The sequence below is a fragment of the Nonomuraea typhae genome (assembly GCF_009760925.1).
GTDB lineage: Bacteria > Actinomycetota > Actinomycetes > Streptosporangiales > Streptosporangiaceae > Nonomuraea > Nonomuraea typhae.
On sequence record NZ_VRLV01000020.1, the window covers coordinates 148,920 to 175,337 of the forward strand.

Consider the following 26,418-nt stretch of genomic DNA (forward strand, 5'->3'; position numbering starts at 1 on the left):
AAGCAGTGAGCGAGCTCGACCGCCTGGTGTATTCCTGCATGCTTCCCGGTGTCACCGGCACCGCCCTGCCTCCGTGGGTGCGCCGGGGGCTGGAGGCCGGGTTCCCCGGGGTCACGATCTTCCCCGGGCCGCATCTGCGTGATCCCGCCACGATCTCGGATCTGGCGGCAGCCGTACACGAACACGATCCCCACATGCTGGTCTCCCTCGATGAGGAGGGCGGCGACGTCACCCGCCTGGAGTACGGCGCGGGCAGCTCCTATCCGGGCAACCTGGCGCTCGGCGTCGTCGACGACCCCGCCCTGACCCGGCGGGTCGCGCTGGCGATGGCCGGGGATCTGCTGGCGCACGGCGTGAACTACAACCTCGCGCCGTCGGTCGACGTCAACAGCGATCCCGGCAACCCCGTCATCGGCGTGCGCTCGTTCGGGGCGCGACCGGATCTGGTCGCCGTGCACGGCGCCGCGTTCATCGACGCCATGCAGGAGGCCGGGGTCGCCGCGGCCGCCAAGCACTTCCCCGGCCACGGCGACACCACCGCCGATCCCCACCACAGCCTGCCCGTGGTCACCTGCCCGGCCGGGACGCTGCGCCGGCGGGAACTGACGCCCTTCGCCGCCGCGGCGGCCGCGGCCAGCGTCATGATCGCCCACGTCGTCTACAGCGCACTCGATCCGAAGCAGCCGGCGACGCTGAGCCGCAGGGCGCTGCGCGAGGTGCTGAGAGACGAGCTCGGCTACCGGGGCGTCGCGCTCAGCACCGCGGTCGCGATCGAAGCGGGCAACGGGCCGGAGCAGGCGGTGGCCGCGGCCGTGACGACACTGGCGGCCGGAGCCGACCTGGTGCTGCTCGGGCCCGGCGTGGACGAGGAGCTCTACACGCGGATCCACGCGGCCGTCGCCGGCGCGATCGAGCACGGCGTCCTGGCGATCGAGGAGTCTGCGGAGCGGGTCGGCCTCATGCGGCGGCGCTACGCGGTGCGGGCCGCCGCCGTCGCCGCGGATCCCGGCCCCGTCGGAGGGGAGGCGGCGCGGCGCGCGGTTCGCGGGCATGGCGCGGTCGTCCTGCCCGGACCCGCGGCCGTGGCCGAAGTGCGCGCGGAAGCGCACTCGATCGTGGGGGAGGCCGCCTGGAGCATGGCCGAGGCCCTGGACGCGCGCTCCCTGCTGGGTCGCGCCGAGCAGATCCACGGCCCCGCGGACCCCCTCCCGCCCGCCGGCGGCCCGCTGGTGATCGTGGTGCGCGACGCCTACCGCATCCCGTGGATGCGGGAATGGACGCTCAAGGCCCTGGCCGATCGGCCCGGCGCGATCCTCGTGGCCATCGGCATGCCCGACGACGCGGGCCTGACCTCGGGCGCCTGCATCACCACCTTCGGCGCGGGCCGGGTCAACCTCCAGGCGGCGGCGGACCTGCTGGCCGGACCATGAGCCCGGCCAAACACCTCTTCGTCACCGGCGGGGTCGCCTCCAGCCTGGGCAAGGGGCTGACCGCCTCCAGCCTCGGCCGGCTGCTCACCCTGCGCGGCCTGCGGGTGGCCATGCAGAAGCTCGACCCCTACCTCAACGTCGACCCGGGGACGATGAACCCCTTCCAGCACGGGGAGGTCTTCGTCACCGACGACGGCGCCGAGACCGACCTGGACATCGGCCACTACGAGCGCTTCCTCGACATCGACCTCGACCGGACCGCCAACGTCACCACCGGCCAGATCTACGCCGACGTCATCGGCAGGGAGCGGCGCGGCGACTACCTCGGAGACACCGTGCAGGTGGTCCCGCACATCACCAACGAGATCCGGGACCGGATCCGCTCGATGGCCGCGACCGCGGGCACCGACGTCGTCATCACCGAGGTCGGCGGCACCGTCGGCGACATCGAGTCCCTGCCGTTCCTGGAAGCCATCCGCCAGATCCGGCATGAGATCGGCAGGACCAACTGCTTCTTCCTGCATGTGTCGCTGCTGCCCTACATCGGCCCGTCCGGCGAGCTCAAGACCAAGCCCACCCAGCACTCGGTGGCCGCGCTGCGCTCCATCGGCATCCAGCCCGACGCCATCGTCTGCCGCGCCGACCGGTCCATCGCCAAAGGGCTGAAGCGCAAGATCGGCCTCATGTGCGACGTGGACGAGGAAGCCGTGGTCAGCGCGGTCGACACGGCCAGCATCTACGACATCCCGAAGGTGCTGCACGCAGAGGGCCTGGACGCCTACGTCGTCCAGCGGCTCGGGCTGCCGTTTCGCGACGTGGAGTGGACCGCGTGGGACGACCTTCTGCACCGGGTGCACCATCCCGCCAAACAGGTCACGATCGCCCTGGTGGGCCAGTGCCCCGGCGTGCCCGACACCTACCTGTCGGTCACCGAGGCGCTGCAGCACGCCGGGTTCGCCGGCGACGTGCGCGTCGGCATCCGGCGGGTCGCCGGCGACGCCTGCGCCTCCGCCGCCGGCGCGGCGGCCGGGCTGGACGGCGTCGACGGCGTCCTGGTGCCCGGCGGGTTCGGTGTGCGCGGCATCGAAGGCCAGGTGAGCGCCGTCCGGCACGCCCGCGAACATCGGCTGCCGCTCCTCGGCATCTGCCTCGGCATGCAGTGCATGGTCATCGAGGCCGCCAGGTCGCTGGCCGGGCTCACGGGCGCGGGCAGCGCCGAATTCGACGCCACGACCGGCCACCCCGTCATCGTCACCGGCACCATGCGCCTGGGCCTGTACCCCGCCGACCTCGCCGGAGGCTCGCTCGTGCACGAGGTGTACGGCGAGGCCGAGGTCACCGAACGCCACCGGCACCGCTACGAGGTCAACAACGCCTACCGTTCCCGCCTCGAGGAGGCGGGGCTGCGCCTCACCGGGCTCTCCCCCGACGGGCGGCTCGTGGAGTACGTGGAGCTGCCCCGCGAGGTCCACCCCTTCTTCTTGGGCACCCAGGCCCACCCCGAGTTCCGCTCCCGTCCCACCCGCCCTCACCCGCTCTTCGCCGGTCTGGTCGGCGCCGCCGTACGGCACGCGGAAGGGGAAGCCGGTGGCTGAGTGCGTGTTCTGCGACTTCGTCAGCGGGCGGGCGCAGACCGCCGTCCTGTTCGAGGACGAGCGCACCCTCGCCTTCCTCGACATCACGGCCGTCACCCCCGGGCACACGCTGGTCATCCCGAAACTGCACGCGGCCGACCTCTGGGACGTCTCCGAAGACGACGCCGTGGCGGTCATGCGCACCGTGCACCACCTGGCCCGGCGCATCCGCGACGTCCTGGCGCCCGACGGGCTCACGCTGTTCCAGGCCAACCGCGCCGCCGGCTGGCAGGACGTCTTCCACCTGCACGTCCATCTCGTCCCGCGTACCCTCGGCGACCACCTGCACCGGCCGTGGCAGGCCGAGCCCCTCCCGCTGTCGGCGCTGCGGCACACCCGCGACCTGCTCGCCCTGCCCTAACCCCCAAGGAGGCACCATGCCCGGACCCGGCTACGCCTACTTCGGCAGCGAAGAGGAGAAGAACCTCCTCGAAGTCGTCCAGCAGTGGCGCGAGGCCGGCGACACCTTCGGCGCCCTCACCGTGGAGTCGCAGATCGGCCGCTTCGAGACCGAGGCGGCCGCCCGGTTCGCCGCGCCGTACTGCGTGGCGGTCAACAGCGGCACGTCGGCTTTGCTCACCGCCCTGGCCGCGCTGGGCATCGGGCCCGGGGACGAGGTCATCGTGCCCGGTTACATGTTCGTCGCCTCGCTGGCCACGATCGTCTACAGCGGGGCCACGCCGGTGCTCGCCGAGATCGACGAGTCCTTCACGCTCGACGTCTCGGACGTGCGCCGCCGGCTCACGCCGCGCACGCGGGCCATCATGGCGGTCCACATGCTCGGCGCGCCCAGCGACATGGACGCGCTCACGGCGCTGGCCCGCGAGCACGGCGTGGCGATCGTCGAGGACGTGGCGCAGGCGTGCGGGGCAACCTACCGAGGGCGTCCCCTGGGGACGTGGGGGGACGTCGGCGCGTTCTCGCTCAACCCGTTCAAGGTCATCACCGCCGGTGAAGGCGGCTTCGTGCTCACCGCGGACCCGCGCCTCCACCAGCGGGCCTTCTCCTTTCACGACCACGGCTTCCTGCCCGGCGGGCTGGAAACCGGCGAAGGCGACCTGCTGTTCGGGCTCAACCTGCACATGACCGACTTCGCCGCCGCCGTCGCCCGGGCCCAGCTGGGCAAGATGGCGGCGATCCTGCGACGAACCCGCCAGGTCAAACAGTCCTTCGTCGCGCAGGTCCCGCCGCGGCCGGGAGTGCGGCGCCGTACCTTCCACGACGCCGGCGGCGAGTGCGGAACCCTGGCCGTCTACATCTTCGGCAGCGCCGAGGCCGCCCGTGCCGTGGCAGGCGAGCTCGGGATCACCGTGCTGGCCGAATCGCCCAAGCACAACTACGCCCGCATCCCCGCCCTGCCCGCGCTGACCGCGGCCGGACGCCCCTCCGCCCCCTTCCACCCCGGCCTGACCGCCGCCGCGGCGGGCGGCTACCGGCCCGGCTGCCTCCCCCGCACCGACGACCTGCTCGGCCGTTCGATCGCGATCGCCATCGGGCTCTCCGACTCCTATCTCGGGGCCGGGTTCGGCGTCACCGTGCGGAGCACCGCCGCCGAGGTCGCGCGGAAGGCCGATCGTTTCCGCGCCGTGCTGGACCGCGTTCTTTCCTAGGAACCGCGCTGAGCCGCCCTCTGGCCGCATCTGCCAGACGGATGTGGCGGCTGCGCTGCACTGGCGGCGTAGCCGACCAGCAGGTCGGCCACTGCTTTGGGGCGGCTGAGGGCGACGCAGTGGCTGCCCGGGATCTCGTCGGCGACGATGCCGAGGCGGTCGGCAGCCAGCCGGCGCATGAAGTCGGGCGGGAAGGTGCGGTCCTCGGTGCTGAGCACGAACCTGGTCGGCACGTCCGGCCAGGCGGCCAGCGGCCACGGAGCGGCGGAGGCGGTCCTGGAGGGGTGATGGGCGCGTTCTTTGCTCAGCGCCTCTTCGGCCAGTTCCCGGGGGACGTCCTGGTAGAAGGGGACGTCCTGGTAGAAGGGGACGTCCTGGTAGAAGCTGACGTAGGGATAGCGGGCACGGTGATCACGCCGTCGGCTTCTTCGGCGTCGCCGTACTCAGCCGGTGGGCTCGTCGGCGAGGTAGGGCGGCGCGGGCTCGTACTGTATGTAGCGGCGGACCGCACGCGCGTGCTCGCGGCCGTGCAGGCGGCCGATCAGCCACAGCGCCATGTCGATTCCGGCGGAGACGCCCTGGCTGGTGACGAGGTTGCCGTCGACGACGTAGCGCGCGTCACGCACCACGGTGATCTGTCCGCGGGCCTGGAGCGTGTCCTCGAAGGCGTGGTGGGTGGCGACGCGGCGGTTTCGTGCCGGTCCTGCCTCGTGCAGGAGCAGCGAGCCGGTGCACACACTGCTCACCCAGTCCGCCTGGGCGGAGACCTTGGCGATCCAGCCGGTCACCGCCGGATTGCACACCTCCCGGCGGGTGCCCGTGCCGCCGGGGACCAGCAGGACGTCCAGCGGGGGGTGGTCGTGCAGCGTGTGGTCGGGCAGCACGCGCATGCCCTTGGCGCAGCGCACCGGATCCTCCCGCTCGGCGATCAGCACGGCCGTGTCGCCCCGGTCGCGGACCATGGCCGACGCGGTGAACACCTCCCAGGGCCCGGCGAAGTCGAGTTCCTCCGCACCCTCGAAGATCAGCAGCCCGTAGCTCGTCATGCGTACTCCTTCGCAGATCGGAATCGGTCCCGGTATTCGGATGGGGAGATTCCCAGATGGCGGTGGAAGACGCGGCGCAGGGACTCCGCGGTGCCGAATCCGCTTCGCCGGGCGACCACCTCCACCGGCTCGTCGCCTTCGACCAGGGCGCGGCCCGCCGCCTCGACCCGTACCCGCTCGACGTAGGTCGCGGGCGGCACGCCGAGTTCGGCGGTGAAGCGCCGCTGCAGGTGACGCGGGCTCAACCCGGCACGCTCGGCCAGCTCGTGCAGGCCGTGCCGGGCGCCCGGATCGGCGTGGATCGCCTCCACCACCACGCGGATCCGGTCACTGGACGGCTGGGCGGACCACAACGGCACGCTGAACTGCGACTGGCTGCCGGGACGGCGCAGGAACAGCACCATCTCGCGGGCCACGTCATGGGCCACGTGCCGCCCGAGATCGTCCTCGACCAGCGCGAGCGCGAGATCCATCCCCGCGGTCACCCCCGCCGAGGTCCACACGTGACCGTCCCGGATGAAGATCGGATCGCAGTCCACGATCACCTCGGGATGCTCCCGGACCAGCTGATCCTCCCTGCGCCAGTGCGTGGTGACCCGCCTGCCGTCCAGCAGGCCGGCCGCGGCCAGCAGGAACACGCCGCTGCAGACGGAGGCCACGCGCCGCGCGGACGCCCCGGCGGCGGCGATCCACCGGATCAGGGCGCCGTCGTGCCGCGCCGTGTCCACACCGTTGCCACCGGCGACGATCAGCGTGTCGATGCCGGACGGGTCGAGGTCGTCGACCGTGTGCCCGGCCTGGACGCACAGGCCACCGGCGGAGCGCACCGGCCCGGATGCGGAGGCCACGACCTGGCACAGGTATTCACCCGGATGGGTGAACACCTCGAACGGGCCGGTGAGGTCCAGCGGCTGGAAGCCCTCGAAGATCACGAAGGCGACACATGGTCGTGGAGTCGTCACCGCTTCAGCGTCGTCGACGCCCGGGTGATGGCGCAACGACACGTACCCCACAGATCGCGCCATCCCGCGCAGGCGCGAGCGTGTCACATCTGGGCGGCCAGCTCGGTGGCCGTCTCGACGGCGATGTCGATGGCCCGGGTCGCGAGCGGCGATGGGGTACGGCCGGCCGGCCAGTACAGCGACCACGCGAGGGTGGGCGAGGGCCGCAGGCGGTGGATGCCGAGCCGGTCGTCGGACCAGGCATCGGATCCGTGCAGGGCGAGCCGGGGCAGCACCGCCGAACCGACCCCCTCGCCCAGGGGAGTGATCCGCACCGGCCTGGGGCCTCCCGGCCGGTCGAAGACGGCGCCGCCGACGGACTTCTCCAGCGCGGCGATCTGCTGGCTCACCGAGGACTGGGTGTAGCCGAGCGCAGATCAATGTCAGCCATACCGGCCAAATATAGCCAATGGCGATGGCCTTCATCAGAAGTCATCGCTTTTCTTGATGCTCTCGACGCTTCTAGGGTCGCTGACATGACGACCTCCAGCACATCCATCACGCACGCGAAAGCGCTCGGCAAGCGTCCCTCCCGCCCGCGTTCGGACCTGCCCGCCTGATCTGGGCCCTGGCGGCGACGCACTTCGTCAGTCGAGCCGGCTCGATGGTGCAGTCGTTCCTCGTGCTCTATCTGACCCAGGAGCAGCAACTGGCGCCGACGACCGCGGGTGCGGTGGTCGCGGCGGCGGGCGCCGGCGGTTTCCATGCTCCTGGTCGGCACGGGCGTCGGCGTGACCGCCCTGGTGGACGGCGCTGCCGGCTACGCGGTATCGGTCCTGGTCTGGACCCTCGGCCAGATCGGCATCGCCGTCATGTACGGCGCCACCTTCGCCGGCCTCGCACCGGCAGACCTGCGCGGCGGGTACATGGGCATCGCCTCGGCAACCTATAGTGTCGGCGCCGTGTTCGGCCCACTGCTCGGCACCGTGCTGCTCGACCATGCCGGACCAGCCGCGCCGGCAGCCGCCGGCGCGATCACCGGGATCGCCCTGTTCGCCGCCCAGCGGGCGCTGGGCCCGGCGCTCCGGCGCGGGAGCGCAGCGCAGGCGGGCGGCCGACCATGACCACCGCCCGTCTCGCCCGCGGGGTCAGCTCACCGGCCTCCTGTCCCCACGCACCGGGACACCGGACTGACCCGCCACGCCGGGTGTTTGCCCAGTTTTGGCGTTACTTGCCACCCACGGCACCGTTCACGTGGGAAGTTAGCTTAACCCCAAAGTAACGGAACGACCTTCGGTACAAATCCCGCAGTCACCGGCGGTACCCGCCATGCCGTGACACGATGGCCGAGAAGCGAACATGCAACGATGGGAGCTCCGACATGAGTGAGGCCATACTCGCGATCGGCACCCGCAAGGGCCTGTTCCTCGCCCGATCGATCGACGGCGGCCCGTTCGAGGTCGGCCCGATCCACTTCTCCACGGTCGGCGTGCCCGCCGTGGCCATCGACACCCGCGGGCGCGCTCCCCGCTTGCTGGCCGGCATCGAGTACGGCCACTTCGGCCCCTCGGTGATGTACTCCGACGACCTCGGCGCGACCTGGCAGGAAGCCGGCCGGGCGCCCATCGCCTTCCCGGAGGACGGCGGCGTCACGCTGGAGCGCGTGTGGCAGCTCCTGCCCTCCCCCTCCGAGCCCGAGGTGGTGTGGGCCGGGGTGGAGCCGGGCGCGCTGTTCCGCTCGGAGGACGGCGGCGTCACCTACGACCTGGTCGAGGGGCTGTGGCGACACCCGCATCGCGAGCAGTGGCAGCCCGGCGGCGGCGGGTTGTGCCTGCACACGATCCTCAACCACCCGAGCGACCCGAAGGTGCTCGCCGTGGCGATCTCCACCGGCGGCTTCTATCGCTCCACCGACGGCGGCGTCTCGTGGGAGGCGGCCAACCAGGGCATCCGCGCCCCGTTCTTCCCCGAGGGCCGGCAGTATCCGGAGTTCGGGCAGTGCGTGCACAAGGTGAGCTCCCATCCCGCCCGGCCGGATCGGCTCTACCTGCAACATCACTTCGGCGTCTATCGCAGCGACGACTACGGCTCGAGCTGGCACGACATCGGCTCGTCGCTGCCCAGCGACTTCGGCTTCCCGATCGCCGTGGACCCGGCCGACGCCGACGTCGTCTACGTGCTGCCGCTGCACGCCGACGTCGACCGCACCCCGGTCGAGCACCGCTACCGCGTCTACCGCAGCGACGACGCCGGGCAGAGCTGGCGTCCGCTCGCCCAGGGGCTGCCCGGCCCGCCGGTGTACGCCTCCGTCCTGCGTGATGCGATGACCGCGTCGGAGGCGGGCGTCTTCTTCGGCACCCGTGACGGCTGCGTGTACGGCTCGCGCGACCGTGGGGAGAGCTGGTCGCAGATAGCCGCCCACCTCCCCGACGTCCACACGGTCCGGGCGGCGGTGCTCTAGGGCATGGCCAGGCCCGTCACCATGGTGGTGTTCGTGCTGCCCAGCGCCTTCCATCGCTGGGTCGCCGGGCAGAGCGAGGTGAAGGTCTTCGCCGTGGGCGCCGACGCCGAGACGCCGCCGACGCTGGGGTCGGCGCTGGACACGCTGCGCCGGGTCCACCCGTCGCTGGAGGAACGGCTGCGCGACGAGTACGGCAGCATCCGGCGGCACATCAACATGATCGTGTGCGGGGAGAACGGCCACGGCGTGGGCCGCCTGGACTGCGAGCTGCCGCCGGGCGCGGAGGTGTACGTGCTTCCCGCGCTCTAAAACCTACTTTAATTATGGACAATCTCCTGTGAAGTCCGACACACCAAATCCGGACACCGCACGACTTATCCCATGTCGGGGGCCCAATTCGCCACCCCCGCGCCCCAGAGGTTAACGACGCGTTCACCCCCGTTTAGATAGGTTTCTTTACATTAGGACCGATGATGCCTGATGAACGGGGGTGTTCGGCATGTCTGCCACCTTGATCGCGCCTGCGATCCGGCCGCAGCACGGCTTTCTTCCCAGCCCGCCGACCGATTCTGAAATATCGCTCTATTTTGGGCCGCAGCGCCGGTGGGTGCTGCTGGCCGTACCCTTGAGTCTCACCTTTACCGCCGGAACATTATTCCTCTTCTCGCTGCGCCACCCCATCCTCGTGCCGTTCCTGGCCGCGCTCGTGGTGAACCTCGCCGGGTGGCTGCTGTCCTATGTGGACGGCCAGCGCCAGCGCACCACCACCTGGGAATCCCACCTGCTGCTGACCCGCTCCTGGCAACCGGCCCGGCCGCCCGGCGTGGACGTGCTCCTGCCCACCATGGACGAGCCGCTGGAGGTCCTGGACAACACCTTCGCGCACGTCGCCCGCCTGGACTGGAACGCTCCACTGACCGTGCTGGTGCTCGACGACGCCGACCGCCCCGAGGTGGCCGATCTGGCCGCCGCCCACGGCTTCCGCTACACCTGCCGGCCGGACCGCGGCCGCCTGAAGAAGGCCGGCAACCTCAACCACGGCCTGTCGATGACCGGCAACGAACTGGTCGCGGTCTTCGACGCCGACTTCGTCCCCCGGCCCGACTTCCTGCGCCACCTGGTCCCCTACCTGGAGGACCCGCAGGTCGCCATCGCCCAGTCGCCGCAGTTCTTCGACACCGAGCCGGACATGCCGTGGATCCAGCGCACCGCCGCGGCCTCCCAGGAACTGTTCTACCGGTGGCTGCAGCCCAGCCGGGACGCCGACGGCGGCGCCATCTGCGTCGGCACCAACGTCGTCTACCGCCGCGCCGCGCTCGAGAGCATCGACGGATTCCCCAAGATCGACCACAGCGAGGACATCTACACCAGCGTCGCGCTCATGAAGCACGGCCTGCGCACCAAGTACGTGCCGGTGCTGCTGGCCAAGGGCCTGTCGCCGGACAACGTCGGCTCCTACGTCGCCCAGCAGTACCGCTGGGCCATGGGCTGCCTCAGCCTGCTGTTCAGCCGCGACTTCCACCGCACCCCGATGGGCTGGCGGGTGCGGCTGTCGTACTGGAGCGGCTTCCTGTCCTACTTCGTCTCGGCCGTCAACATCGCCGCGATCCCGCTGCCCGGACTGATCATGCTCTACGCCTACCCGCAGGACGTGCGCGCCTGGCACATGATCCCCTTCGTCGGCCCGCTGTGGGTGGCGCTGGTGCTGCTGCCCGCCGCCTCGGTCGGCCGCTACCGCTTCGAGGTCATCCGCGCCCAGACGCTCTACTCCTACTGCCACCTGTTCGCCATCTTCCACGCCCTGCGCAACCGGGTGTCGGCCTGGGTGCCCAGCGGCGGCGCCGGAGCCAAGCGCTCGCGCCTGGTCACCACGATCACCCGGCTGGCACTGGCCTGGCTGAGCGGCACCACGCTCGCCGTCTGGGCCGGCATCGCCTGGCGGGCCCCGGTGTACGGCTGGCAGCACTACTGGGCGCTGGCCCTGTTCGCCGCGGCCAGCACCTACATCGCCCTTCCGCTGATCCGCGACCTGTGGAGGTTCGTGCGATGAACCACCGGCAGCGCTGGCCCGAGACCCTGGCCATCACGACCCTCCTGGTGCTGGCCATCGTGCTGGCCGCGGGCTGGGCCGCTCTCCCTCCCCTGATCCCATGACCGGATACCGTCCGGACGTCGACGGGCTGCGTGCCGTCGCCGTCCTGTTCGTGCTGGCCTTCCACGCCTCCGTGCCCGGGCTGGGCGGCGGCTTCGCCGGCGTGGACGTCTTCTTCGTCATCTCCGGCTTCCTCATCACCGGCCTGATCGTGCGCGACCTGGAGGCCCGCACGTTCTCCCTGGCCGACTTCTACGCCCGGCGGGCCCGCCGCATCCTTCCCGCCGCCGCGACCGTGCTCGTGCTGACCGCGTCGGCGTCCTGGCTCCTGCTGCCGTCGCTGCGCGCGGGCGACGTGGCCGCCGACGTCTTCACCGCCGCGCTGTACGTGGTCAACTGGCGCTTCATCGCCCAGCAGACCGACTACCTGGCCGCCGAGCGCGACCCGAGCCCGCTGCTGCACTACTGGTCGCTGGCGGTCGAGGAGCAGTTCTATCTCGTGTGGGCGCCGCTGCTCCTGCTGGCGTTCTGGCTGGCGGGCCGCAGGGCGATCGCCGCCGTGGTCGTGCTCGCCACCGCCGCCTCCTTTACATTGTCGATCACGTGGGACGGCCCGGCCGCCTACCTGGCCTCGCCCACCCGGGCCTGGCAGTTCGGGGCGGGCGCGCTGGTGGCGCTGGCCCTGCCGTACCTCTCCCGGACGCCCCGCCTCCTGGCCGCGCTTCTGGGTACGGCCGGCGCCGTCGCGCTGGCGTTCTCCCTGACGCTGGACGAGAGCGGCTACCCGGGGCTCCAGGCGCTGGTGCCGACCCTGGGCGCGGCCGCGGTGATCGCCTTCCGCTCGCCGGTCTCGGCGTTGCTGAGCCTGGCCTGGATGCGGGCGATGGGCAGGCTGTCGTTCGCGTGGTACCTGTGGCACTGGCCGCTGGTCGTGTTCTTCGGCGAGGGAAGCGCATGGCCGGTCAAACTGGCGCTGGTGGCCGGGGCCGCGATCCCGGCCTGGCTGACGATGAAGCTGGTGGAGGAGCCGGTGCGCTTCTCGAAGATCGTCGTCGAGCTGCCGCGGCGCGGGCTGGCCGTGGGGATGACCGCGATGACGGTCCCGGTGACGGTGGCGCTGCTGCTGGGCGCCGGCACCGCGCCCGGCAATACGGTCGCCACCGCCACCGTCGCCGCCGCCGAGCAGCCGGCCAGGCTGGATCCGGCCGCCGCGCGCACCGACTACCCGCCTTCGGCCGGGTGCGAGGTGGAGCTCACGGCCACGACCAGCCCGCCGTGCCTGTTCACGCCCAGCGGCTCCGGCCGCGCGGGCGCGGTGCCGGGCAACGACCGGGTGGTGCTCCTCGGCGACTCGCACGCCGGGCAGTGGTTCACCATGGCCCGGCGGGTCGCGCAGCGGCGCGGCTGGACGCTGGAGGTGCTCACCAAGCCGGGCTGCCCGCTGCCCGCGCTGAAGGTCGTCGATCCCCGGCTGGGCCGGGAGTACCACGAGTGCGACCGGTGGCGGGAGAACACCCTGTCCCGGCTGGAGGGCGAATCGCCGCCCCGGCTGATCCTGCTGGCCTCGCTGAGCGCCTACGCCGACGCGAAGACCACGATGACGGGCTGGCGGCCGACGCTGGAGCGGCTCAGGCGGCTGGGCGCGCCGCTGGTGTACCTGCGCGACACGCCGCTGCCCGGCCTCGACGTGCCCGCGTGCCTGTCGGGCAAGGACGCCGCCGCGTGCGCCTTCCCCCGCTCGACCGGGCTCCGGGAGGACCCGCTGGCCGCGCGCCGGCAGCCGGGCATGTGGACGCTGGACGTCAGCGGCCTGCTCTGCCCCGGCGAGGGCGCCACCTGCCCGGCCGCCCTCAACGGCGTCGTGCTCTACCGCGACGACTCCCACCTGACCAACACGCTCGTCCAGAGGCTGGCCCCGCGCATGGAGCAGCAGTTGGAGGAGCTCGACCTGATCCCCACGGTGCTATGAGACTCCTGACCGCCCTCCTGCTGCTCTGTGCCCTGGCCGCGTGCTCGGGCCCGGAGCGGCGGGAGGTCTTCCGTGACGACTTCGACGGGACCACCCTGGACGCCGGGCGCTGGCGGCACGAGACCGGCCCGCCGGAGCGCTGGGGCACGGGCGAGATCGAGACCATGGCCGCCGCCAACGCCGCCCTCGACGGCAAGGGGAATCTGGCCATCACCCCGCTGTCCGACGGCGGGCGATGGACCTCCGGCCGGGTGCGCACCCAGCGGGCCGACTTCGCCGTCCCGCCCGGCGGCACGCTGCGGGTGGAGGCCCGCATCGCGCTGCCGGCGGTCACGCCCGCGGACGGCGCCGGGTACTGGCCGGCGTTCTGGATGCTGGGCGGGGAGACCGGCTGGCCCGCGGTGGGCGAGATCGACATCATGGAGGCGGTCAACGGCCGGCCCGCGATCACCGGGGCCATGCACTGCGGGACCATGCCGGGCGGGCCGTGCCGGGAGCCGAAGGGACTGGTCACGCCGGAGCGCGCCTGCCCGGACTGCTTCGGCGCCTTCCACACCTACGCGGTGGAGGTGACCGAGCGGGCCACCACCTGGTTCCTGGACGGCCGGCCGTACCACACGCTGGAGCGGAGCCTGCCGCGCGGCTTCTTCGTGATCCTGAACGTGGCGATCGGCGGCGGGCTGCCCGGCCCGCCCAACGCCGCGACCGTGCCGGGGCGCCCGATGCTGGTCGACTGGGTCAGCGTGCGGACGACCGGATGAAGGTTCATGTCATGCTCTGGGCCAGCTCCTCCATGTACGCCGGCCAGGCGCGGCCACCCGTGTCCGCACCGAGGCGCACCATCACCAGATTCTTGCCCGGCAGCACGTAGATGACCTGGCCGTAGCGGCCGGAGGCGATCCGGGCCGGCCCGCGCGACCACCAGAAGTGCTGGTAGCCGTCCGCCCAGCCGTTGGGCGCCGTCACCGGAGTGTTCGGCTCGGTGATCCACGCCTCGGGCACGAGCTGCGTGCCGTTCCACTTGCCGCGGGCGGCGACCAGCATGCCCAGCTTCGCGAAGTCGACCGCCCGGCCGTTGACGCCGCTCTCCATCTTCTCGAAGCCCTCGGCGGAGTCCAGGCTCCACGAGCCGTCGCCCTCCATGCCCATCGGCCGCCAGAGCTTCCGCTCCAGGTAGGCGGCGACCTTCATGCCGGTCGTGCGCTCGAGCGCCAGCCCGACCAGCAGCGGGTTGAAGTTGTTGTAGCGGAAGCCCTGGCCGGGCTCCCCCTCGACCTCGGCACCGCCGATGGCCAGCCCGCGCAGGTCGGGGCTGTAATAGGTGCTGGTGTCGTCGCTGAACGGCGTGCCCTCGTCGTCGTAGCGCAGGCCGGAGCGCATCGCCAGCAGGTGGCGCAGCGTGATGCGCGTGAAGCGCGGGTCGCGCTCGCGCAGCTCCGGCACGTAGGCGGTGATCGGGTCGTCCACGGACGCGATCCGGCCTTCCCCGATCGCCACGCCGACCAGCAGCGACAGCACCGACTTGGCCACCGACATCGAGGTCAGCGTCGAGTCGCGGCGGGTGCCGTTGAAGTACTTCTCGTAGATCAGCTTGCCGTCGCGCACCACGAGGAAGGCGTTGGTGCCGCCGGCCGCCAGAGCCCGCTCGTCCAGGCCGGGCAGCGCCGCCGGAGCCGAGGGGATCGGCGCGGGCGCGGCGGTGGACACCCTGCGGAACGGGAAACGCTGCCAGTCTCCGGTGTCGGAGTCGCCCCAGAAGAAGGCCCTGGCCAGTTGCGATCGGCCGGTGCTGGCCCACATGCCGCCGAAGGCGACCGCGACGGCCAGCACCAGCACACCGAGGATGATCAGCAGTCGGCGCACGCCCTCCATGGTGAGCGCGGCCCCGCCGGGCGTAAACCCCTGCTCTGCCCCCGGTCCAGGGGTCAGACCTTGCGCCAGCCGGGGACCCAGGCGCCGTCCTCCACCACGTAGTCGCCGAACAGCGCGGGGGCCTCCTTCTGCATCAGCTCGCCGATGCGCTGGAAGAGCATGCGGATCTCCTCCTCCGCGCCGGCCGCCGTGCGCGCCTCGATCGTGTGGCGCAGCGTGCGCACGTTCGCCGTCCAGACCAGCCCCGTGGCCACGCCCTCCGGCGCGAAGCGGCGCATGAACGAGGTGCGGTGCTTCTTCTCCGAGAACGGCACGCCCTCCTCGTCCAGCCCGAAGTGCCCCGCCATCCAGCCCTGGAACTCCTCGAGCTGACTGAGCACCGCCGTCGCGCGCTCCATCAGCTCGGGGTCCTCGCGGGCCCAGTCGGGGAACCAGAACGGCAGCTCCGTCAGCCGCACGAACCGCAGCGACTCCTGCGAGATGGCCACGCCCGGGCGGTGCCGTACCAGCTCGTGGGTGAGCACGCGGCTGACGTTGTGCAGCACGAAGCTGAAGCTGACGTGCTCCAGGACCGAGCCGTGGGCGCTGGCCAGGATGTTGCGCAGATACTCGGTCTGGTCGGTGCGCACGCGCACGACGTTGGGGTTGAGGCCGGGCTCGTAGGAGCGGTAGCAGAGCCGGCCGGCGAACTCGGCGAGATTCTGGGCGTCGAGGTCGCCGCGGTCGAGCCGTTCCAGCCACGACGTGCCGCCCACCTCGGCCAGGTAGCGGGCCAGCTCGTCGTAGTCGAGTTCGGGACGGGCGACGATGAAGACCTCTGGTTCAACGGCGTGCATGGCGGACGGACCCCCGGTTCGGCGATGTGACTCCGCTAGCAAACCAGGTCCGGGGCCTCTTCGCGAGTCGCCCGCCGTACCCGTCACCAGCGGGTACGGCGGGCGGACCGGCAGGGCTCAGCAGCGCCCGGCCGGACGGTCGCGATAGACCAGATCGGTCTGGGCGGAACTGCCGTCGGTCCAGGCCACGCGGCTGCCGTCACCGGAGGCGAGGGCGAGCTGCTCGCCCCGGTTGCAGGAGACCCGGGTCAGCGGCCCGCCGGTGAGGGGCAGCTGGAACACCTTGGGCAGGTTCTCGTTGGTGAGCACCTCCCCCTGGCGCAGGCCGAGGGTGACGACGCCGTCGCTGGCGTCGATCCTGCTGGGCAGCAGGGCCCGCGGCCCGTCGGGCACGAGCCAGGTCAGGCCGCTGCCGTCGTGGGCGGCGCGCACCAGGCCGAAGGTGAAGTCGCCGTCGGTGTCGGCGTACCAGAGGACGTGCTTGGAGGTGAGCGTGGGCAGGACCGACAACGACGGGTCCGGCCCGGTGGACGGGACTTCGGGCAGCACGGTGTGCTTCCCGGTGGCCACGTCGTAGATCGCGGGGACGCTGTGCATCGTGCCGTTGTCGAACCAGATGCGGCGGTAGGTGAGCTTGCCCCCCTTCATCACGGGCCCGACGCCCTCGACGCCGGTCTCGGCGGTAAGGTTGACCGGCGGATCGGCGCCCTTCTTCACCCACACCTCGATCTCGAGCGCGGTGGTGTCGAAGGTCTCCCAGCCGATCGCGGGTCCGGCGGCGGCGACGACGCCGACCGGGGTGGCCACGGTGGCCAGCACGGTCTCGGGCGCGCTGCCGTCCACCGGCCTGGACACGATCCGGTCGGTGTTCGCGCCGGCGTCGTAGGCGCCCCAGACGACCCGTTCGCCGTCGATGACGGGGCTGTAGTTCCAGTGGGCGTTCTGGGAGAACCTCGCCGGTTTTCCGCCGCCGATCCGGCCGAGCAGGATCGAGGGGGGCTCGCCGCCGTCGGGCGAGGAGTTGTCGATCACGTACCGGTCACCGGCCACGTCCGGCGTGGCGATCGGCGAGGTGAGGGTGTCCACGAGCACGCGGCTGTCGCTGCGGAGCGCGCGCTCCCAGCCGGGCCGGATGCCGTGCCGTTCGAAGGCCCGGGCGATCGTGCGCCGCTCGTGCTGCGACCAGCCGAGCGCCCTGGCCGCGGACTCGACGGCCCGCCGCCCGTCGGTGAAGCCGTCGAGCGGGGTCATGTACTCGGTCAGCGCCTTGTAGACGAGCTTGTCGGTCTTGCCGCCCAGGTGCTCCCTGATGTCCCACAGGGCGCCGGAGAAGATCGTGGAGTTCAGGTGCACGCCGCCGTTGTCGAAGGCGATGCTGACGCCGAGCCAGTCCTTGGGGACCGCGCGGTCGTCGTCGAGGTCGCGGATGGCGCATTCGGCGGGCGGGAGCGTCTTGCAGATGCGCTCGCCGAGCAGGCTGGCGTCGGGGTGGCTCATCGGGATGCCGAGCACGCCGACCTCGATGGCGTTGCCGAAGTAGTCGGCCAGGCCCTCGTTGATCGCGCCCGACTGGCCGAGGTAGGCGAGGTCGGCGCTGTGGGTGATGACGCCGTGGGTCATCTCGTGGCCGACGACGTCGAGCCCGGCGGCCAGGGAGCGGTAGGTCGGGCCGCCGCCGCCGTACACCATCTTGGTGCCGTCCCAGAAGGCGTTCTCGAACGGCTGGCCGAAGATGGTGACGTTGACGACGGAGAGCATGGTCGCGCCCTTGCCGTCGAGCCCTTCGCGGCCCAGGCCGCGGTAGAACTCGTAGACCTTGCCGGTGCCCCAGTGGGCGTCCACGGCGCCGGACTCGGTGTGCGCCGGGCCGAAGGCCGGCGTGGGTGATTCGGCCAGCCGGGTGCCGGCGGGGATGCCGGGCTCGAAGAAGTCGCCGACGTGACGGCCGGCGGCGTCGTAGGTGAGGATCTCGCCGGTGGTTCCGTTCCACATGGGGCGGGCCCGGTCGCGGGCCTCGTAGCGGCCGTCGGCGCGCTGGTAGACGTTCAGCGGGAGGACCGGGCCGCGTGCGCTGGTGCCGGAGCCGGTGGCGGGGCCTTCCATCTGCAGCCGGCTGATGGCCCGCAGGGGCTGGCCGTTGTGGGCGTCGATGTAGGCGTCGAAGGCCAGGGGCTGCTTCTTGGCCTGGTCGATGCCGGTCACCGGCAGCTTCCAGGCCAGCCGGCCGGGGCCGTCCGGCAGCACGATCAGGCTTGCGGCGCCGGTCTTGACGCTCTTTCGGGTGAGCGGGTCGGTGACCAGCCGCAGGCGGGCGATCGCGGCCGCCCGCTCCTGGGTGAGCCTGGGCGTGGTGTCCACGGTCAGCTCGGTCAGGAAGCGGCCTCCTGCGCCGGTGACCTGCCGGTCGGCGCCGGTGCCGCGGAAGTGGACGAGGTACTGGCCGCCGAAGACGGGCAGGCCCCGGTAGCTCTGGGCGAACCTGACCGTGGTGTCCGCGCCGTCGGTGACGGTCTGGAGCGGGGTGAGGTCGGCGGGGTCGAGGTTGTAGCGCGCGTCCGTCAGGTGGGCCTTGGCGGCGGTGACGGGGTCGCCCGCGGCCGCCGGTTCGGCCAGGCCGCGTACCTCGGCGGGCGCCTCGGTGCCGGCGCGGGCCTCGATCTCGGGCGGGCCGGCCGCGTGCGCCGGCGGCTGGCCGGCTAAGGGAACGGCCAACGCGAGTGACAGGGCGGCGGCCGCGGACGTGATGGGGCGCCAGGACACGACACCTCCAGATGTGGTGTAGGGGATCTGGCGCCCTGATCATCACCTCGGCCGGAACCTCCGACACATCACAATTTAATGAATTCAGTCAGGAAATGTTGCTTTCCCTGTTGATCTGAGCGTGCACGCGGGGTTGGGGTCACCACGCTCATCAGGGGCGGCGGCAATCCGTCCCATCACGGCTTCTCTTTCCTGCCGGCCCTAACTCCGCCCAAAGGTTGTCGCTTCAAGTTTCTCCGGCTACAGTCGCCGTCAGCCCATATAACTTGAAGGGACAACCAAATGGACGTGCTGCTCTGGGTCCTGCAGATCCTGCTCGGCCTCCTGTTCGCCGCCGCGGGCGTCGTCAAGCTGACCGCCGCCAAGGAGCGGCTGCGGCCCCGCATGCCGTACGTCGAGGACTTCAGCCAGGGCCAGATCCGGGCCATCGGCGGCGTGGAGGTCCTCGGCGGCCTCGGTCTCGTCCTCCCCTGGGCCACCGGGATCGCGCCCGTCCTCACCCCGCTCGCCGCCGCCGGCCTGGGCGTCACCATGGTCGCCGCCGCCGCCGTCCACCTGAGGCGCAAGGAGAATTTCACGGTTAACCTGGTACTGCTGGCGATGGCGGTGATCATCGCGGTAGGACGGTTCTGACGCTGGGAGTTCACAGATCGACGGCCTCGACGACGACGAGCGGCGCGCCTGGCACGGCCTGCTGGCCGTGATCCTCGTCGGCATGCCGCAGGTGGAGCGCACCTTCCGCGCCCACGGGCTGGTGCACATCGAGTACGGCTTCCTGTGCTCGCTGGAGCACGGCCCCAAGCGCCTGTCCGACCTGGCCGCCACCTCCAACGTCTCCATCAGCCGGCTGAGCCACCGCATCAGCAAGCTGGCCGAACGCGGCTACGTCCGGGTGCGCCCGGACGAGAGCGACGGCCGGGCCTCGGTCGCCGAGCTCACCGGCGCGGGCCGCACGCTGATCGCCGAGGTCGCCCCGGCCCACAGCAAGGCGCTGCGCGAGATCCTCTTCGACCACCTCAGCCCCGCCCAGACCACCGCCCTGGCCGAGGCGCTCCAGAAGGTCGGCACCAAGCTGGGCGCCTGCCTGGAACCCTGACCGGCCGGCGGATCAGGGCGCGGCGGGCGTCCGCACCGGCTGCCCGCCCCGCGAGGTCCGGCGGCGCCGTCCCGGCGAGCGCGCCAGCACGGCCCAGCCCGCCGCCGCCGTGACGGCGAGGACCAGGGCCAGCGCGCCCAGCGTCAGCCCGTCGGGGCGCAGCAGCGGCTGGCCGCGCAACGCCTGCCAGGTGACCAGGGCGAGCAGCGCGGTGTACCCCACGGCCGCCACGATCACCAGCGCCGCCTGCGTCCGCTCGTGCTGCAGCCGGGTGACGCGGGCGGCCAGATACCGCAGCAGCAGCGCCACCACCAGCATGACCTGCAACCCGTGCAGCCCGACGAAGTGCGAGATCCGCAGATCGCCGCCGGCCGTGCTCCACCCGGTGAGCGGCAGCCCGGGACCGCCGTCCTGCACGCCCACGCTGTGCTGGGCGGCCAGGGAGATCCACTGCCCGTTGGCGTCCTTGACCGTCAGCGCCGGCTGCGGCCGGGCCGGGATCAGCAGGCCCAGCCCGATGCCGGCGATCACCAGCGCCATTCCCGACCGGATCGCCCAGGCGGTCGGCCGGTCGACGATCCGCTGGAAGATCAGGATGCCGGCGAGGACGAGGTTGGCCAGCAGGAGCCCTTGGACGCCGTAGCCGAAGACGAGCTGGATGACGGTGTTGAAGGGGTCGTCCGACTGGTTGAAGTGGCTGAACGTGCCCCGGGCCGCCTGGACCACCACGATCCCGACGTCGAGGATCCCGGTGACGGCGATGAGCGTCCCCATCCACCAGGCCCAGCGGGGCGCCTTCAGCGGCAGCGCGAGCATCCACGCCAGCGACAGCCCGTAGACGACGAACGACATGGCGAACTTCAGCGGCTTTCCCCAGACCGGCGCGCCGAGCAGCACCCGGTCGTCGGCCACCGTCCCGGCGGCCGAGACGATCGTGAGGAGCGCCATCAGGCCGACCATCACCAGGAGGGGCCGGTGCCGGCGAAGGGGGTGGGAGGGCGCCGGTTCGACACGGCTTTTTCCAGTGATCGTGAACACGGCTCAACGCTAGAAACGCGCGTGCCGCCACCCCAGCCTGCTGTCCCCCGGGAGGGCGGTAGGGCCTGCCGTACCCCCTGAGACGATCACAGCCGGTAGACGCGGCGCGCGTTGCCGGAGCCGATCATGTGGGCGATCCGGGCGGCGTCGGCCACGCTCCACTCCCCCTCGTCCAGCCGCTCGCGCAGCGCGCGGGCCAGCGAACGGCGGAAGAAGAGCGCGCCCAGGTGGCAGGTCTCGGCCACGCCGTAGCAGTCGGAGGAGAACAGCTGCTTGTGGAAGGGCACCAGCTCCAGCAGCTCGGCCATGATCCGCGCGGATCCGGCGGCGGTGTAGGTGAGCGCGAGGCCGATGTCCACGTACACGTGGGGGTAGACGGCGGCCAAATAGGCGGCCTGCCGGTGGAACGGGTAGCAGTGCAGCAGGATGACCGGCACCCCGATCGGCTGCACCGCCCGGATGAAGCCGGTCATCCTGGCCGGGTCGGCCCGGCCGAGGTCGAGGTCGGTGTCGCCGTAGCCGGTGTGGAACTGCAGCGGCAGCCCGCGCTCCCTGGCCACGTCCACCGCGGTCCACAGCAGGTGGCGGAGCAGGATCGGGTCGGACAGCCGCTCCTTGGGGTCGGACAGGCGCCGGTTGGCGGCCGCGATCACCGAGCCCCGGCTGGGCCGGGCCGGGTCGAAGTCGAGGCCGAAGCGGTAGGCGATGATCGACTTCAGGCCGACGGCGCGGGCGGCCCTGGCGGCGAGCTCCTCGGCGAGGCTGTCCATGTAGTCGACCGCGATCTGGGCCATCTCGGCGACGTCCTGCTCGATCTGCTCCAGGCGGACGACCTCGTCGGCGGCGGCCCCGCCGTGCCGGCCCATTTCGGCGGCCGTCAGCAGGTCGGGGTCCTCCAGGCCGGTGTCGACGAGGAAGGCGACGATGCCGGCCGCCTCGAGCAGCCGCCGGTTGACCTCGCCGGCCCCCAGCTCGGCCCGCCGCGCGAGGTAGACGGCCGGGGCGGCGTGCGGCTCCAGGCCGAGCACGGGCGCGCACCAGCGCCGGATCGCCGTGCCGATGGGCGTGTCGAAGTGGGTGGTGCCGGGCGGGGCGGGCGTGCCGCCCTCGGTGATGAGGAGCTCGAACTGCGCCCGGCTGAGCTCGTCGCGCCGCACCCCGTGGCAGTGGTGGTCGACGAGCGGCGCCAGCAGCGCCTCGCGCACCGCGTCGGGAAGGTCTACGGGGAGCATGCGGGCGAGCCTAGGCGCTCGCGCCGCGGAACACGCCGCGAATTCCGGACTTCCCCCGAGGCGATGTCCGATGCGCCCGGAAGGCCGGACCGGGCCCGGCGGGTGTTCACTATGGGCGGAGGGGACGGCCATGGACGATGATCGACGCGATCGCCTGCGCGGGGCCATCGCCGGATGGGTGCGGCGCTCGGCCGCCGCGATCGGCAGGATGCGCCCGGCGGCCATCGTCGGGTTCCTGTTCGCCTGCGCGGTCACCGCGCTCATCCCGACGGGCGTGCCCCCGGGCGTCGGCGTGGCCGAGGCGGCGGCCCGCCAGCTCTCGGCGTTCCTGGGCTCGATGGGCGGCAACTTCCTGGCCGCCTACCTGATGCGGCACGCCGGGTCGCTGGACGGCGAGCCGGAGGAGTTCACCGCGAAGCTGGCCGAGGCGGTGGGCCGGGCCCTGGAGGAGGACGCGGAGTTGCGCGCCGCCGTGGCCGAGCTGCTGCGCCGCGCCGACGCCGCCGGGGCCGTGGTGGAGGCCGCACTCGACGACGACGCGGCGGCCCAGCTCGGGCCCGCGTTCATGGCCGTGGAGCGGGACTTCGCCGAGTTCCGCTTCCTGCTCACCGGCATGCGGCAGGCCCTGGAACGGCTGGGCGAGGACACCGCCGGCATCCGCTACGAGCTGCACCGCCTGGGCGTGGAGCAGCGCGCCGAGAACGAGCGCCGCCGCGCGGACTCGCTGCGCGCGGCCCGCACCCAGGAACTGCTGGTCAACGTCACCGAGTGGATCGGCGCGCTGAGCACCGCCGAACCGCCCGGCCGTCCCGGCGCACGCGTCCCCTACCTCGGCCTGCTGCCGTACGAGGAGCACCAGCACGGCCTGTTCTTCGGCCGCGCCCGGCTGACGCAGGAACTGGTGGAGAAGCTGGGCGAACGCCTGGAGGGCGTCTCGATCGTGATCGTCTCCGGCCCGTCGGGCGCGGGCAAGACCTCGCTGCTGCGCGCGGGCCTGCGCCCGGCCCTGATGCGGGGCGCGCTGGCCGTCGAGGGCTCGGCCGCCTGGCCGGTGCTGGTGCTGCGGCCCACCGCCACGCCGTTCGACGAGCTGGCCGCCGCGCTGGCGCGGGTGCCGGGCGGCCCGACGGCCGCCGCCCTCGCCCGCGAGCTGGCCGCCCACCCCGCTCAGGCCCACCTCGCGGTACGGCAGGCGCTGACGCTGCCCGGCGAGCGGCGGCTCATCGTCGTCGTCGACCAGTTCGAGGAGCTGTTCACCCAGGCGGAGATCGGCGAGGAGACCCGCGGCGCCTACATCACCGCCCTGCACGCGATCGCCTCCGGCCCGGCCCTGGTGGTCCTGGGCGTGCGGGCCGACCACTGGGGCCGCTGCGCCGCCTATCCGGCGCTGACCGGAGCCATGCAGGAGGGCCACTTCATCGTGCGCCCGATGACGGAGCCCGACCTGGTGCTGGCCATCGCCGGGCCGGCGGCGGCCACCGGCCTCACCGTGGCCCCCGCGCTGGTCGACACGGTCCTGCGCGACCTCCGCCCGAGCGGCCGGGCGGAGGAGTTCGGCGCGGGCGCGCTGCCGCTGCTCTCGCAGGCGCTGCTGTGCACGTGGTACGCCCGCGAGGGCAGCAGGCTGACGCTGCGCGGCTACGAGCTGTCCGGCGGCGTGACGGGCGCGGTGCGCAAGAGCGCCGACGACGTGTACGAGGCGCTGCCGGAGCAGGACCGGGACCTCGCCTACAGGTGCTTCACCGGCCTGGTGAGCCTGGCCCACGGCCGCCCTGCCCGCCGCCGCGTGCCCCGCGCCGACCTGCGGGCCCTGTCGCCGGGCCGGGCCGACGCCGTGCTGGAGAGCTTCGCCGCCGCCCGCCTCCTGGTCCTGGACGAGCACACGGTGGAGATCGCCCACGACTGCCTGCTGACGGCCTGGCCCCGGCTGCGCGCGTGGTTGCAGCCGGACGTGGCGCGCCAGGCCCTGTACGACCAGTTCGTCGAGGACGCCGACCAGTGGTCGGCCCACGGGCGCCACCCGTCGTACCTCTACCGGGAGGTGCGCCTGACCGCGGTCCGCGACGCCGCGCGCCGCTGGTCCGCCGACCCCGGCCGCTACCCTCCCCTGCCGGGGGAGGCACAGGATTTCCTGCACGCGTCGGAACGTTCCGCGACCCGCGCGGCCCGCCGCCGCGCGATCGTCACCGCCACCCTGGCGGGCTCGCTGGTCCTCGTCCTGGTGGCCGCCGTGACCGCCTTCGTCCTGTACGGCAGGGCCGCCCGCGACCAGCGTGCCGCGCTGGCCGGGCGGCTGGAGGCGCAGAGCGAGGCGGTCCGCGGCACCGACCCGGACAACTCCCGGCTGCTGGCGGCGGCCGCCTACGAGGTGGCGCCCGAGAAGGCGGGCGCGTGGGCGGCGGTGCAGGCGGCCCTGCTCCACCCGCACGTGGACGTGGTCCCGGTGGGCATGAGCGCGAACGCGCTGGCCGTCTCCCCCGACGGCACGCAGCTCGCGGTCGCCGGGTTCGACAAGGTCCTGCAGATCTGGCGCATCGGCGGGCCCGACCCGGTGCTGACCAAGGTGGTCCGGCTGCACGAGTGGATCCGGGCGCTGGCCTTCTGCCCCGACGGCAAGCTGCTCGCGGTGGCGACCGAGCGGTCGCTCACCCTGTGGGGCACCCGTTCCTATGACCGTCCGGCCACCCTGGCGAAGGGCTTCTTCTCCGACGTGGCGTTCGGCACCGCCCGCCAGGTGGCGGCGGTGGGCGAGGGCAGGGTGCTGGTGTGGCGGCTGGCGGAGCGGCTGGCCACCCCGGTCGAGCTGCCCGGGCGGCAGAAGAACACGATGCGGAGAGTGGCCTTCTCCCCGCGAGGCTGGCTGCAGGCGGGCGGCGAGGGACTCGGCCCGTTGTGGCAGGTGCCGGAGAAGGGCCCGGCCACCGTCGTGCATCCGCCCGCGCCGCGGGACGAGTACCGGGTGGACGCGCTGGCCTTCGCGCCGGACGGCGACCGCCTGGTCATGGGAGCGGCCGGGCCGGATCAGTCCGGCGTGCTCTGGGCCGTCGACCATCCGCGGAACTGGCGTCCCTATCTGCTGCAGCCGCGGACCCCGCCCGTGACCGCCCTGGCCTTCGATCGCGCGGGCCGTACTCTGGCGGGCGCGCGGGACGACGGCGGCGTCGGCCTGTGGGACCTGGCCGCGCGCACCCAGGTGGCCGCCTTCTCCACCGGCAGCCCGCAGGTGAAGGCGGTGGTACTCGCGCCCGACGGGCACACGCTGCTGACCGCGGGCACCGATGCCGGCGTGCGCGTCTGGGACCTGCGCGCGGTCCGCCCGAGGGTGCAGCCGGGCAACCGGACCCCGGCCGACGACCATCTGGCCGGGGACGGGAAGATCGCGCTGGTCGCCGGCCGCCGCTGGCCGACCGTCCGGCTCGGCTACACCGCCTCCGGCGGACGGCTGGTCACGGTCACCCTGGACCAGCAGGCGCAGACGTCCGATCCCGCCTCCCTGGCCACCACCACGTCGTTCGGATCGGCGACCTTCCAGGACGAACTGGAGCTCGACCGGCACACCGGCCGCCTGGTGGCCGTCGAGCACGAGGACGGCGTGCCCCGGCGATCCTGGGAGGTCGCCGGGGACGGCCTGCTCCCCCACCGCGGCAAGGTGGTCCTCCGCGAGGCCGGCGCGGGCGGATGGCGGATCTGGACGATGGGCGGCGCCGCGCCGGTCCGGGGAGCGCGGGTGCCCGGCGGCGGGGGCAGGGCGATGCTCGACCCCGCCGGACGGGTGCTGGCCGTGGGCGACGTCGACGGCCTGCGCCTGTGGGACGTCTCCGGCGCGGCGCCCCGGCACCTGTACACGATGCCCACGGGCACCGGCGCCGTCGTCTTCGACCTCGCCTTCAGCCCCGACGGGCGGACACTGGTCGTGACCGGGCCCGACGCGATGGTCCGCGTCCTCGACGTGACCCGTCCGCCGGCGCCGGCCGTGCTCGCCGGTCACACCAGCCGTACGGCCGGCGTCGCCTTCAGCGGCGACGGGCGGACCTTCGCCACCGGCGGGCTGGACGACACCGTCCGCCTGTGGGACAGCGTGACCCGCAGGCAACTGGCTGTCCTCACCCTGCCGCCCGACGCCCAGCCGGTCGCGCTGGCCTTCTCCCCCAGCGGCGGCGAACTGGCCGTGATCGCGCCGGTGAAGGCGGCCACCACCACTGAGGGAGTGGTCGGCCCGCTGGACTACCCGCTGCTGCTGGTGTGGGACGTCGCGGCACGGACGCTGCGCCCGGCCGAGGCGCGGCGCAGGCTGTGCGCGGGGCAGGAGGGGAAGCTCACCCGCGCGTGGCGGGCGGAGTTCCTGCCCGGTTTCGCGTCGGCCCGCGTCTGCTGACGGCTGCCCGCCGGGCCGGGCGGGCA

The 26,418-nt window shown here is 72.7% G+C and carries 20 protein-coding genes and 2 pseudogenes; 13 read left to right on the forward strand and 9 right to left on the reverse strand.

Features of this window, described 5'->3' with window-relative positions; translation table 11 throughout:
* The first annotated feature begins 5 nt into the window (after nucleotides 1–5).
* From FVE25_RS47760 to FVE25_RS47775, 4 genes are read left to right on the forward strand one after another with little or no spacing between them, the layout of a single operon-like run.
* Complete coding sequence (locus FVE25_RS47760; protein WP_157254183.1) at nucleotides 6–1,430, forward strand: glycoside hydrolase family 3 N-terminal domain-containing protein; 1,425 nt, start codon at nucleotides 6–8, stop codon at nucleotides 1,428–1,430.
* Nucleotides 1,427–3,025 (forward strand): CTP synthase, encoded by a 1,599-nt coding sequence (pyrG, locus tag FVE25_RS47765; RefSeq protein WP_157254184.1) that lies wholly within the window; start codon nucleotides 1,427–1,429, stop codon nucleotides 3,023–3,025. The genes FVE25_RS47760 and pyrG overlap by 4 nt, the downstream gene beginning before the upstream one ends.
* Nucleotides 3,018–3,425, forward strand: coding sequence for an HIT family protein (locus FVE25_RS47770; protein ID WP_157254185.1), 408 nt, complete (start codon nucleotides 3,018–3,020; stop codon nucleotides 3,423–3,425). Before pyrG ends, FVE25_RS47770 begins: the two co-directional genes overlap by 8 nt.
* 16 nt (nucleotides 3,426–3,441) lie before the next feature.
* A complete protein-coding gene (locus FVE25_RS47775) occupies nucleotides 3,442–4,674 on the forward strand; it encodes a DegT/DnrJ/EryC1/StrS family aminotransferase (RefSeq protein WP_157254186.1) in 1,233 nt (410 codons plus the stop codon).
* On the opposite strand, the pseudogene FVE25_RS47780 reads toward FVE25_RS47775, so the two are convergent.
* The 4 genes and pseudogenes from FVE25_RS47780 to FVE25_RS47795 form a co-directional block, all read right to left on the reverse strand.
* A pseudogene (locus FVE25_RS47780) lies at nucleotides 4,671–5,069 on the reverse strand (alpha/beta fold hydrolase); the annotation flags it as partial. The gene FVE25_RS47775 and the pseudogene FVE25_RS47780 sit on opposite strands and share 4 nt — an antisense overlap.
* 48 nt (nucleotides 5,070–5,117) lie before the next feature.
* Nucleotides 5,118–5,720 (reverse strand): DJ-1/PfpI family protein, encoded by a 603-nt coding sequence (locus tag FVE25_RS47785; RefSeq protein WP_157254187.1) that lies wholly within the window; start codon nucleotides 5,718–5,720, stop codon nucleotides 5,118–5,120.
* On the reverse strand, nucleotides 5,717–6,682 hold the full coding sequence (locus tag FVE25_RS47790; RefSeq protein WP_246268629.1) for a GlxA family transcriptional regulator: 966 nt from the start codon (nucleotides 6,680–6,682) through the stop codon (nucleotides 5,717–5,719). Before FVE25_RS47790 ends, FVE25_RS47785 begins: the two co-directional genes overlap by 4 nt.
* Before the next feature lie 83 nt (nucleotides 6,683–6,765).
* Nucleotides 6,766–7,083: pseudogene (locus tag FVE25_RS47795) on the reverse strand (helix-turn-helix domain-containing protein); the annotation flags it as partial.
* Nucleotides 7,084–7,425: 342 nt separating this feature from the next.
* Between FVE25_RS47795 and FVE25_RS47800 the strand changes: the two are divergent.
* The 6 genes from FVE25_RS47800 to FVE25_RS47825 all read left to right on the forward strand — a co-directional run bounded on the left by FVE25_RS47800 (nucleotide 7,426) and on the right by FVE25_RS47825 (nucleotide 13,944).
* Nucleotides 7,426–7,785 (forward strand): MFS transporter, encoded by a 360-nt coding sequence (locus FVE25_RS47800; protein WP_157254190.1) that lies wholly within the window; start codon nucleotides 7,426–7,428, stop codon nucleotides 7,783–7,785.
* Between the two features lie 257 nt (nucleotides 7,786–8,042).
* Nucleotides 8,043–9,122, forward strand: a complete 1,080-nt coding sequence (locus FVE25_RS47805; protein ID WP_157254191.1) for a WD40/YVTN/BNR-like repeat-containing protein — start codon at nucleotides 8,043–8,045, stop codon at nucleotides 9,120–9,122.
* 3 nt (nucleotides 9,123–9,125) lie between these two features.
* Nucleotides 9,126–9,431: a ubiquitin family protein gene (locus FVE25_RS47810; protein ID WP_157254192.1), complete on the forward strand. Its 306-nt coding sequence runs from the start codon at nucleotides 9,126–9,128 to the stop codon at nucleotides 9,429–9,431.
* Between the two features lie 190 nt (nucleotides 9,432–9,621).
* Nucleotides 9,622–11,172 (forward strand): glycosyltransferase family 2 protein, encoded by a 1,551-nt coding sequence (locus tag FVE25_RS47815; RefSeq protein WP_157254193.1) that lies wholly within the window; start codon nucleotides 9,622–9,624, stop codon nucleotides 11,170–11,172.
* Between the two features lie 100 nt (nucleotides 11,173–11,272).
* Entirely contained in the window at nucleotides 11,273–13,183 is a 1,911-nt protein-coding gene (locus FVE25_RS47820; protein WP_157254194.1) for an acyltransferase family protein, read from the forward strand.
* The gene (locus FVE25_RS47825; RefSeq protein ID WP_157254195.1) at nucleotides 13,180–13,944 is read left to right on the forward strand and encodes a family 16 glycosylhydrolase; all 765 of its coding nucleotides are present in this window, start codon (nucleotides 13,180–13,182) and stop codon (nucleotides 13,942–13,944) included. The genes FVE25_RS47820 and FVE25_RS47825 overlap by 4 nt, the downstream gene beginning before the upstream one ends.
* A 4-nt stretch (nucleotides 13,945–13,948) precedes the next feature.
* On the opposite strand, the gene FVE25_RS47830 is transcribed toward FVE25_RS47825, so the two are convergent.
* From FVE25_RS47830 to FVE25_RS47840, 3 genes are all read right to left on the reverse strand, one after another.
* Nucleotides 13,949–15,046, reverse strand: coding sequence for a serine hydrolase domain-containing protein (locus FVE25_RS47830; protein ID WP_157254196.1), 1,098 nt, complete (start codon nucleotides 15,044–15,046; stop codon nucleotides 13,949–13,951).
* A 62-nt stretch (nucleotides 15,047–15,108) separates the two neighbouring features.
* Nucleotides 15,109–15,891 carry an FAD-dependent thymidylate synthase gene (thyX, locus tag FVE25_RS47835; protein ID WP_157254197.1) on the reverse strand — a complete coding sequence of 261 codons (783 nt, stop codon included), beginning with the start codon at nucleotides 15,889–15,891 and terminating at the stop codon, nucleotides 15,109–15,111.
* A 117-nt stretch (nucleotides 15,892–16,008) separates the two neighbouring features.
* Entirely contained in the window at nucleotides 16,009–18,651 is a 2,643-nt protein-coding gene (locus FVE25_RS47840) for a M4 family metallopeptidase (RefSeq protein ID WP_157254198.1), read from the reverse strand.
* Nucleotides 18,652–18,933: 282 nt separating this feature from the next.
* On the opposite strand from FVE25_RS47840, the gene FVE25_RS47845 reads away from it, so the two are divergent.
* Nucleotides 18,934–19,284 carry a DoxX family protein gene (locus FVE25_RS47845; protein ID WP_157254199.1) on the forward strand — a complete coding sequence of 117 codons (351 nt, stop codon included), beginning with the start codon at nucleotides 18,934–18,936 and terminating at the stop codon, nucleotides 19,282–19,284.
* A 67-nt stretch (nucleotides 19,285–19,351) separates the two neighbouring features.
* On the forward strand, nucleotides 19,352–19,747 hold the full coding sequence (locus FVE25_RS47850; protein WP_157254200.1) for a MarR family winged helix-turn-helix transcriptional regulator: 396 nt from the start codon (nucleotides 19,352–19,354) through the stop codon (nucleotides 19,745–19,747).
* A gap of 12 nt (nucleotides 19,748–19,759) precedes the next feature.
* On the opposite strand, the gene FVE25_RS47855 is transcribed toward FVE25_RS47850, so the two are convergent.
* Both FVE25_RS47855 and FVE25_RS47860 read right to left on the reverse strand, forming a co-directional pair.
* The gene (locus FVE25_RS47855; protein WP_181019947.1) at nucleotides 19,760–20,785 is read right to left on the reverse strand and encodes a hypothetical protein; all 1,026 of its coding nucleotides are present in this window, start codon (nucleotides 20,783–20,785) and stop codon (nucleotides 19,760–19,762) included.
* 86 nt (nucleotides 20,786–20,871) lie between these two features.
* The gene (locus FVE25_RS47860; RefSeq protein ID WP_157254201.1) at nucleotides 20,872–22,017 is read right to left on the reverse strand and encodes an amidohydrolase family protein; all 1,146 of its coding nucleotides are present in this window, start codon (nucleotides 22,015–22,017) and stop codon (nucleotides 20,872–20,874) included.
* Between the two features lie 130 nt (nucleotides 22,018–22,147).
* On the opposite strand from FVE25_RS47860, the gene FVE25_RS47865 reads away from it, so the two are divergent.
* Nucleotides 22,148–26,392, forward strand: coding sequence for an NACHT and WD repeat domain-containing protein (locus FVE25_RS47865; RefSeq protein WP_157254202.1), 4,245 nt, complete (start codon nucleotides 22,148–22,150; stop codon nucleotides 26,390–26,392).
* The last annotated feature ends 26 nt before the right edge of the window (nucleotides 26,393–26,418 follow it).

Coding starts and splice junctions, on each gene's coding strand:
- pyrG (WP_157254184.1), top strand. CDS start 1,427: ATGAGCCCGGCCAAACACCTCTTCGTCACCGGCGGGGTCGCCTCCAGC.
- FVE25_RS47775 (WP_157254186.1), top strand. CDS start 3,442: ATGCCCGGACCCGGCTACGCCTACTTCGGCAGCGAAGAGGAGAAGAAC.
- FVE25_RS47785 (WP_157254187.1), bottom strand. CDS start 5,720: ATGACGAGCTACGGGCTGCTGATCTTCGAGGGTGCGGAGGAACTCGAC.
- FVE25_RS47800 (WP_157254190.1), top strand. CDS start 7,426: ATGCTCCTGGTCGGCACGGGCGTCGGCGTGACCGCCCTGGTGGACGGC.
- FVE25_RS47805 (WP_157254191.1), top strand. CDS start 8,043: ATGAGTGAGGCCATACTCGCGATCGGCACCCGCAAGGGCCTGTTCCTC.
- FVE25_RS47810 (WP_157254192.1), top strand. CDS start 9,126: ATGGCCAGGCCCGTCACCATGGTGGTGTTCGTGCTGCCCAGCGCCTTC.
- FVE25_RS47815 (WP_157254193.1), top strand. CDS start 9,622: ATGTCTGCCACCTTGATCGCGCCTGCGATCCGGCCGCAGCACGGCTTT.
- FVE25_RS47820 (WP_157254194.1), top strand. CDS start 11,273: ATGACCGGATACCGTCCGGACGTCGACGGGCTGCGTGCCGTCGCCGTC.
- FVE25_RS47825 (WP_157254195.1), top strand. CDS start 13,180: ATGAGACTCCTGACCGCCCTCCTGCTGCTCTGTGCCCTGGCCGCGTGC.
- thyX (WP_157254197.1), bottom strand. CDS start 15,891: ATGCACGCCGTTGAACCAGAGGTCTTCATCGTCGCCCGTCCCGAACTC.
- FVE25_RS47845 (WP_157254199.1), top strand. CDS start 18,934: ATGGACGTGCTGCTCTGGGTCCTGCAGATCCTGCTCGGCCTCCTGTTC.
- FVE25_RS47860 (WP_157254201.1), bottom strand. CDS start 22,017: ATGCTCCCCGTAGACCTTCCCGACGCGGTGCGCGAGGCGCTGCTGGCG.
- FVE25_RS47865 (WP_157254202.1), top strand. CDS start 22,148: ATGGACGATGATCGACGCGATCGCCTGCGCGGGGCCATCGCCGGATGG.